This is a genomic window from Sulfurimonas sp. (assembly GCF_023229105.1).
Taxonomy (GTDB): Bacteria; Campylobacterota; Campylobacteria; order Campylobacterales; family Sulfurimonadaceae; genus Sulfurimonas.
The window spans coordinates 1-6,883 of record NZ_JALNZY010000094.1 but is presented as its reverse complement, the minus strand read 5'-3'; the positions used below and the strand labels follow the sequence as shown (position 1 = coordinate 6,883).

Genomic DNA, 6,883 nt, shown 5'->3' with positions numbered 1-6,883 from the left:
ACAATTACACACAAAAAAGATTGGCAGAGGCTATGGAAGCGAAGATGAAGTATGATGCTCTCCCAGATGGAGAGAAGATTGCTCTTAAAAACAGCTGCTTAGGATGCCACAGAGTCAATAAAGATCTTGTAGGACCATCATTTATAAAAATACAAAAGAAATTTGCATCTTCACAAGATACGCTTAAAGAGAGCATAAAAAACGGAAGCAAAGGAGAGTGGGAAAGCTCAAAAGCTGTCATGCCTGCCTTTGGACAACTCACAAACGAAGAACTTGACACATTGGCAAAATGGATTTTAACACTGCGCTAAAAGAGTATGAAACTTATGCCGAGACAAATATCTAACGTTTTTTACTAGCTGCTAAACATCTTCAAAAAAAGTACTTATAGAAATATTTAAAACTTTAGATATTTTATAAAGATGTTCGATGTTAAAGTGTTTTTTATTTGTATAAAGCTCTGCTGCAGAAACCAAACTTACAGATTTGTTGCCCATTTCTAATGAAAGCTCTAGCTGCGTCATACCTGTTTTTTCACGATATTTTTTAACATTTTGCCCTATTTTAATGTGGATTTTTTCCATCTCTTTATTAGAAAATTCAAATTTCATACAAACCTACTATAGTAATATCTATAGAGTAGAGTTTAATTGTAAAAATTTCTTTTAACAACCCACCATAGAGGTTTTTAGACTTAAAAAGCACATTAAAAATTTCTTACAAAGTTTTATAAACTTTGTTTTTATTTCTTATATCTATATTTAAGCTTTGTTATACTAAAATTTCTAATTAAACTACTATAGTAGTTTTTTGTTATAAAGTGATAATTTTGCAATAAGCACAGGCTGAAATAATCAAAAAAATAGGAAAAAAGATGTCTTTTTTTAACAACAGTAGTAACAAACACTCCATGCAAATCCAAGAATTAGAAGCAAAGGTAAAAGCACTTCAAGAAGAGTGTGAAAAACTTCGAGTTGAAAATGAAGAGTTTAAAAAACAAACCAAAGAGATTAAAAATATTGAACAAGAGAATAAGCTCAAAAAAGAGCTTACCCTCAATCTATCTGATGGTTGCGCCAACAATATCAGAGTGATTCAAGGCGGTATTGAAAATAATATATCGTTTTTGGAAGAGATTGGAAAGTTGACGGATGGCGATGAAGGGTTTATGCAGGGTAACAGAACTAGACGAACTGCTTAGCAATACTAAAATCATCAAAGACGATAACAGACATGTTAGATATGAACTATTTATAAATCTGGCAAAACTAGACCATGTACTCTTTAAAGTCAATGCCTATGATGCTGTGTTTAATGCCAAAGACGTTGAGCTGGCAAACCATCGCTCATGCAGATTTGGCAAGTGGAAAAACGAACAGGGGAGAGCTCTCTTTGGAGCTACAAAAGCTTATGGCATGATAGATGCCCCTCATGCAAAAGTACATGACAACGCTAACGCGGCTATAGAATGTGTTAAAAGCGGAAACTGTCTAGCTGACATCAGCAAAGTAATCAATCATTTTAAAGAAGCAGAGAGCGCAAGCAGTGAACTCTTTAAATTACTTGATGAAATGCTAAAAGAAGCAAAATAGATACCCAAAAATTAAGTCGTGTATGGATTTCTTAACACAATCTTAACACTTTTTTTATAGTATTTTAAAATTTAAAATAGGGGGAAAAATGAAGATTGACATTAAATCAAAGCTACTTTTTTTAACGATTGTTCCGTCTCTTATTATTCTTTTTCTCTCTATAGGCAAAATAGTTCATGATTTTGAATCCAAAAAGGATCTTGAGCAGACACGACAGCATATACTTGAAGCAAAAACAATCTCGAACATAGTTCATTTTATGCAGATAGAAAGAGGACTTAGCACAGGATTTGTTGCAGGAAACAGAAATGTTGAAGATGTGCTACTTCTAAAGACAAGGAGAGATTTAGATGCTACTTTAAAAGATTTAAAACTTATCGGCTATCCGAAAAAAGATATAGACTTAAAGTTTATACAAAGCATTAAAACAACAAGAGAGAAAGTTGATAGCTTTAATCTCTCAACTTCAGATATTCAAGATTACTATACGCACCAAATAGCGACACTTCTTGATTTTGCCAAAATTATCTCTACTATGATGGAAGAAAAAAGCGATAGAAATTATATTCAAGCTTATGGTTTTGTCTCTTTTGCTAAAGAAAATTTGGGTCAGATAAGAGCAGTTTTACAAGAAACATTTATTAAGAACTCACTTACACAGGAAAATTCGATACATATACATAAATCTTTTTATATTTACAATATTGCCATAAACAGATTTAAACAATCACTTCAAGAGCGTCCGTTTTACTCAGATTTATATGAAAAAATGGTTCAAGAAGAGAGTTTTAAAAAGGTTTTTGAAATTATAAACTCTATACTAAACACAAAAGAATCGGCTCCTTTAAATGTAAACCTTTCTTCTTGGTTTGAGTTGGTGACAAAAAGCATAAACAGCCTTAAAGAACTTGAAGAGAGGCTCTTTTTAGATGCTCAAAAATCGATAGATACGAAAATAGAAGATATCAATCAAACTATTATTCTTGTCGCTTTCTTGCTTTTTTTACTCTTTAGTATACTTGCTTTTTTTATGCATACTATTGTTAAAAATATCTTATTTTCCACTCATCTCTTAAATGAGGAGTTTGAAAATTCACTTGTGCTTTTAGATCAGTACAAATCTAGCGTAGATGAGAGTTTTATAGTCTCAAAAACAGATACAAACGGAATCATAAGGTATGTCAATGACGCATTTTGCAAGATAAGCGGCTACACGAGGGAGGAGCTAATAGGCAGCTCACACAGTATCATCTGTCATCCAGAGATACCAAAAGAGACTTTTGAAGATCTATGGCATACTATCAAAGTTCTTAAAAAATCTTGGAGTGGGAATTTTAGAAACTTTTCAAAAGATGGATTTATATATTGGCTAAAAGGAACTGTTCAACCCATTGTCGACAAAAACGGCAATATCGTTGAGTACATCGCTATCAAAACTGATATAACGCAACAAAAAGAGATAATGAACTACTTTGAAAATCAGTTAAAAATTACAGAGAAAAATTTTGATGACATGATTCATATCTCAAAAGAGTATGAAAACGCTATAGACAGCAGTACAATCCTCTCAAGAATCGACAAAAATAGAAATATAATCTATATCAATGATAAGTTTGCAAAAATCAGCGAATACACCATAGATGAGTTAAAAGAGCAAAATCATGCTGTTTTACTCTCATCAGACACTGCACAAGAGCAGTATGAAGAGATATGGGATGTTCTCTCAAACTCTCATAAAGTATGGCATGGAGTCCTTAAAAATATAAAAAAATCAGGCAAACTATTTTGGACGGATACCACAATTCTCCCGATTAAAGATTTAGAGGGCAATGTTATAGAGTATTTTATCATCAGAAACGATATCACTCCGATAATTGAACAAAAAATGGAGATAGAAAAAATCGCATATACCGATCTGCTCACGGGATATGCAAACAGGTTTCAACTCCATATAGATGTAGAAAATGCAGAGTCTCCCTATATCGCGATTTTCAACTTGGATAATTTTAGACAGATTAATGATTTTTACGGACATGAATTTGGGAATCTTGTCATCATATCCATCGCAAACAAGATTTACAATCTTATTTCTCAAGAAAAAAACTTAAAATTTTACAGACTCCAAGGAGATGAGTTTGCCATTCTGGCAGACAATTTTTATAAAGAGCTTTTTGTACTTGAGGTAAGAAAAATTATAGAGAGCATCAAAGAGAGATTTAGCATACAAAACAAAGAGCTTCTTATCTCATGCAGCGGCGGTGTATCATATGAGGACAAAGAGCATCTTCTTTCCACGGCAAATATGGCACTAAGCACGGCAAGAAACAAAAATATAGATTTTCTCATCTATAACGAATCAAAATCTCTCAACAAAATCTATGAAGAGAATATGCACTGGACAAAAAAACTCTCCGATGCTATCAAAAACAACGATATCATAAGTTTTTATCAGCCTATAGTAAACAACTCAAATCTTGCGTATGAAAAGTATGAGTGTTTAGTGAGAATGAGAGACGGTGAGAAGATTATATCTCCGTTCTTTTTCTTAGAAGTTGCAAAAAAAACAAGACAGTACTTTGCAATCACAAAAGCAGTTATAGAACAAGCATTTGAAAAGTTTAAAAACATAGATGCAGAATTTTCTGTAAATCTATCTATCAACGATATTCTTGAGCCTGATATTACAGAGTTTATCTTAAGAATGTTACAAAAACATGACATCGGTTCAAAAGTTGTATTTGAGATAGTAGAGTCTGAGTATATCATCAACTTTGAGGGGGTAATTCGTTTTATAAATGAAGTTAAAAAATACAACTGTAAAATAGCCATTGATGATTTTGGAACAGGGTACAGCAACTTTGAGTACCTAATAAAGCTAAAAGCAGATTACCTAAAAATAGACGGCTCGCTTATAAAAAATATTGATACAGACGAAAATGCTCTTCTAGTCGTCTCTACAATTGTCGAATTTTCTAAAAAACTCGGTATGCAAACCATAGCGGAGTTTGTTGAAAGCGAAGCAATTTTTAAGATAGCAAAAGAGTTGGGAATTGACTACTCTCAAGGATACTACTTCTGTGCGCCTAAAGAAGATATAGATTAAAAGTTTATCTTATCTCAAGGTCATCAATCATTATATCAATTAGGGTTGTAAAAAGTTTTTCGTTTACTTTGCCTTTGAAGTCTCTGTAGATTGAGTATATTTTTCTATCTTCATAAAAAAACTCGATTACAAGGAGTCCTTCATAGCTGTAGTCTGAAGAAGTTTTTGAGAGTGGATTTGTGCATGATTTGGTATAGTCTCTATGTTCTACTCGCAGTTTATAGTTTGATTTGCCAAGAACAAACCCTTTTTTCTCCATAACCTTTTTAGAAAAAGCAAGGGAGTGTTCATCATTTGCGATAATCTCTACAGATGAGACACTCACCCCGATTTTGCTTTTGTCATATATATTTTTATAGATTTTTCCATCACACCCCAAAAAGAGCAGAAAGAAAATTGCTAAAAAAATATTTTTCATTCTTTAGAGAGTTGAGATATACTCAGAGAGTGCTTCTATCTCCTCATTACTAAGCTTTGAGACTTGCCCGGTCATTAAACCTTTCATAGCCCCGCCGTATGTTCCTGCTTTATACCCTGTTAGTGCATCAGCAGTTTTTTTTGCATCCCAACCTTTAATGATTTGCGATTTTCCAAGAGCGGCTTTAGAACCATCTGCTCCATGACATCCGGCACACACTTGATACATCTTTTGAGCATCTATCTTCGGCGCAGTTATAGCTTCTTTGACCTCCGCTACTTTTTCAGAGACTGCTTCTTTGACCTCCGCTGCTTTTTCAGAGACTACTTCTTTGACCTCCACTGCTTTTTCAGAAACTGCTTCTTTAGCCTCTGTTACACTTTGTGTTGCTTTGGCTTTAGTTTCACTTAATGTCTCTTTTGCCTCTTGTTTATTTTCACTGCTGCATCCTAAAAAAAATAGCGCTACAGCCATTGATAGTATAAGTTTCATATTTAACTCCATTTTTTTACATTATACTCAAAAAAATGTAAACTATTCTTCTTTGTCTTCCTCTTTTAAAACCATAGCTCTATAGGCTTCATCCTTTGGAACTAAACCCGCCTCATATAAAAACTGCGAGGGTAAAAAGTTGATTTTTTTAATTTTGTCATACTTTGCATAACTTAGATAAAGTATATCCTTTGCCCTTGTAACCGCTACATAAAAGAGTCTCCTCTCCTCGTCTAGTGAACCGCCGCGCTGCATAAGCTTTCTGTTTGGAAAACGCCCATCCATAAGATCTACGATGTAAACCTCTTTATACTCCAACCCTTTAGAAGCATGAACACTTAGCAGATTGACTCCCTCGCCTTGCGTTAAATCAGAGGAGCCTAGTATCATAGCGTTTAAAAATCGCTCATGTTCGCTATACGGTTTTGAGAGTTCCTCTAGCAAAACCATCTTTCTGCTTATTCTTATCAGTGCTTCTGCTTTTTGTTTTTCATCAATCGTGCCATCTTTAAGCAGTGCTCTTTTGCTTGCAAGAGAGTCTGCTATATATTTGTAGATTGCAGATTCGGCTATTTTTTTAACAATGGTGCGAGGCTGTTTTATGCCTTTGATATCGCGAAAAAGAAGATAAAAATCATGTAAAAATGTAGCGCTCTCTTTTGTGAGTTTAGGGTGTTTTAATATCGGGTTTTTCATAAACTTCTCTTCAAAACCGAGTTTTGCAAATTTGCCTACACTACCTAACTCTAAAAAATCATCAAAAAGTCCAAGTTGATGATTGAGTTTTCGTTTTTCAAAAGGGTTTTTTATGGACTCATCCGGTGCATAAAGCCCGTAAAATATGCTTCCATGACCTAAAGTTTTAAATGCAATGTAGATCTCTTTTGCCATGGCACTTCCTATGCCTCTTGCAAACTCAAAGAGATGTATAAAAGACATCATGTCCGACTCATTTACCAAAAGAGTATAAAAATCCAAAACCGCCTTTACCTCACGTGAATCAAAAAAGCTTGTTCCCCCTTTTCGCTTACACGCGATGCCAAGCTCACGAAGTCCAACCTCTATACCATCAGCAGAGGAGTTATTTCTAAAGATGACAGCTATCTCCTCTTTTGGAGTTTGAGAATCACGTATTTGCGCCGCCATAGCATGATACTGATCAAACAACTCATCATACGCAAGCAGTTTTGGCGGTTGAGAATCATGCAGTCGTGTCACTTCAAGTTTTTTAGGATAAATACGCTCATTATGCTCTATAACTTTTGTAGCAAGCGAGAG

At 34.2% G+C, this 6,883-nt stretch carries 8 protein-coding genes; 4 read left to right on the top strand and 4 right to left on the bottom strand.

The window, feature by feature from the left end; all coding sequences use genetic code 11:
• On the top strand, positions 1-311 hold a 311-nt coding region (locus M0Q17_RS10140; RefSeq protein ID WP_295086502.1), incomplete at its 5' end, for a c-type cytochrome.
• A 51-nt stretch (positions 312-362) separates the two neighbouring features.
• On the opposite strand, the gene M0Q17_RS10135 is transcribed toward M0Q17_RS10140, so the two are convergent.
• Positions 363-611, bottom strand: a complete 249-nt coding sequence (locus M0Q17_RS10135) for a helix-turn-helix transcriptional regulator (protein WP_295086500.1) — start codon at positions 609-611, stop codon at positions 363-365.
• Between the two features lie 263 nt (positions 612-874).
• Here M0Q17_RS10135 and M0Q17_RS10130 point away from each other — a divergent pair, with 263 nt between their 5' ends.
• From M0Q17_RS10130 to M0Q17_RS10120, 3 genes are all read left to right on the top strand, one after another.
• Positions 875-1,201 (top strand): hypothetical protein, encoded by a 327-nt coding sequence (locus M0Q17_RS10130; protein ID WP_295086498.1) that lies wholly within the window; start codon positions 875-877, stop codon positions 1,199-1,201.
• The gene (locus M0Q17_RS10125) at positions 1,158-1,592 is read left to right on the top strand and encodes a CZB domain-containing protein (RefSeq protein ID WP_295086496.1); all 435 of its coding nucleotides are present in this window, start codon (positions 1,158-1,160) and stop codon (positions 1,590-1,592) included. The genes M0Q17_RS10130 and M0Q17_RS10125 overlap by 44 nt, the downstream gene beginning before the upstream one ends.
• Positions 1,593-1,680: 88 nt before the next feature.
• Positions 1,681-4,695 carry an EAL domain-containing protein gene (locus tag M0Q17_RS10120; protein WP_295086494.1) on the top strand — a complete coding sequence of 1,005 codons (3,015 nt, stop codon included), beginning with the start codon at positions 1,681-1,683 and terminating at the stop codon, positions 4,693-4,695.
• 4 nt (positions 4,696-4,699) lie between these two features.
• Here the strand turns inward: M0Q17_RS10120 and M0Q17_RS10115 are convergent, their stop codons facing one another.
• The 3 genes from M0Q17_RS10115 to M0Q17_RS10105 form a co-directional block, all read right to left on the bottom strand.
• The gene (locus tag M0Q17_RS10115; protein ID WP_295086492.1) at positions 4,700-5,113 is read right to left on the bottom strand and encodes a hypothetical protein; all 414 of its coding nucleotides are present in this window, start codon (positions 5,111-5,113) and stop codon (positions 4,700-4,702) included.
• A gap of 3 nt (positions 5,114-5,116) precedes the next feature.
• Positions 5,117-5,605, bottom strand: coding sequence for a c-type cytochrome (locus tag M0Q17_RS10110; RefSeq protein WP_295086490.1), 489 nt, complete (start codon positions 5,603-5,605; stop codon positions 5,117-5,119).
• Positions 5,606-5,647: 42 nt separating this feature from the next.
• On the bottom strand, positions 5,648-6,883 hold a 1,236-nt coding region (locus M0Q17_RS10105), incomplete at its 5' end, for an ATP-dependent helicase (protein ID WP_295086488.1).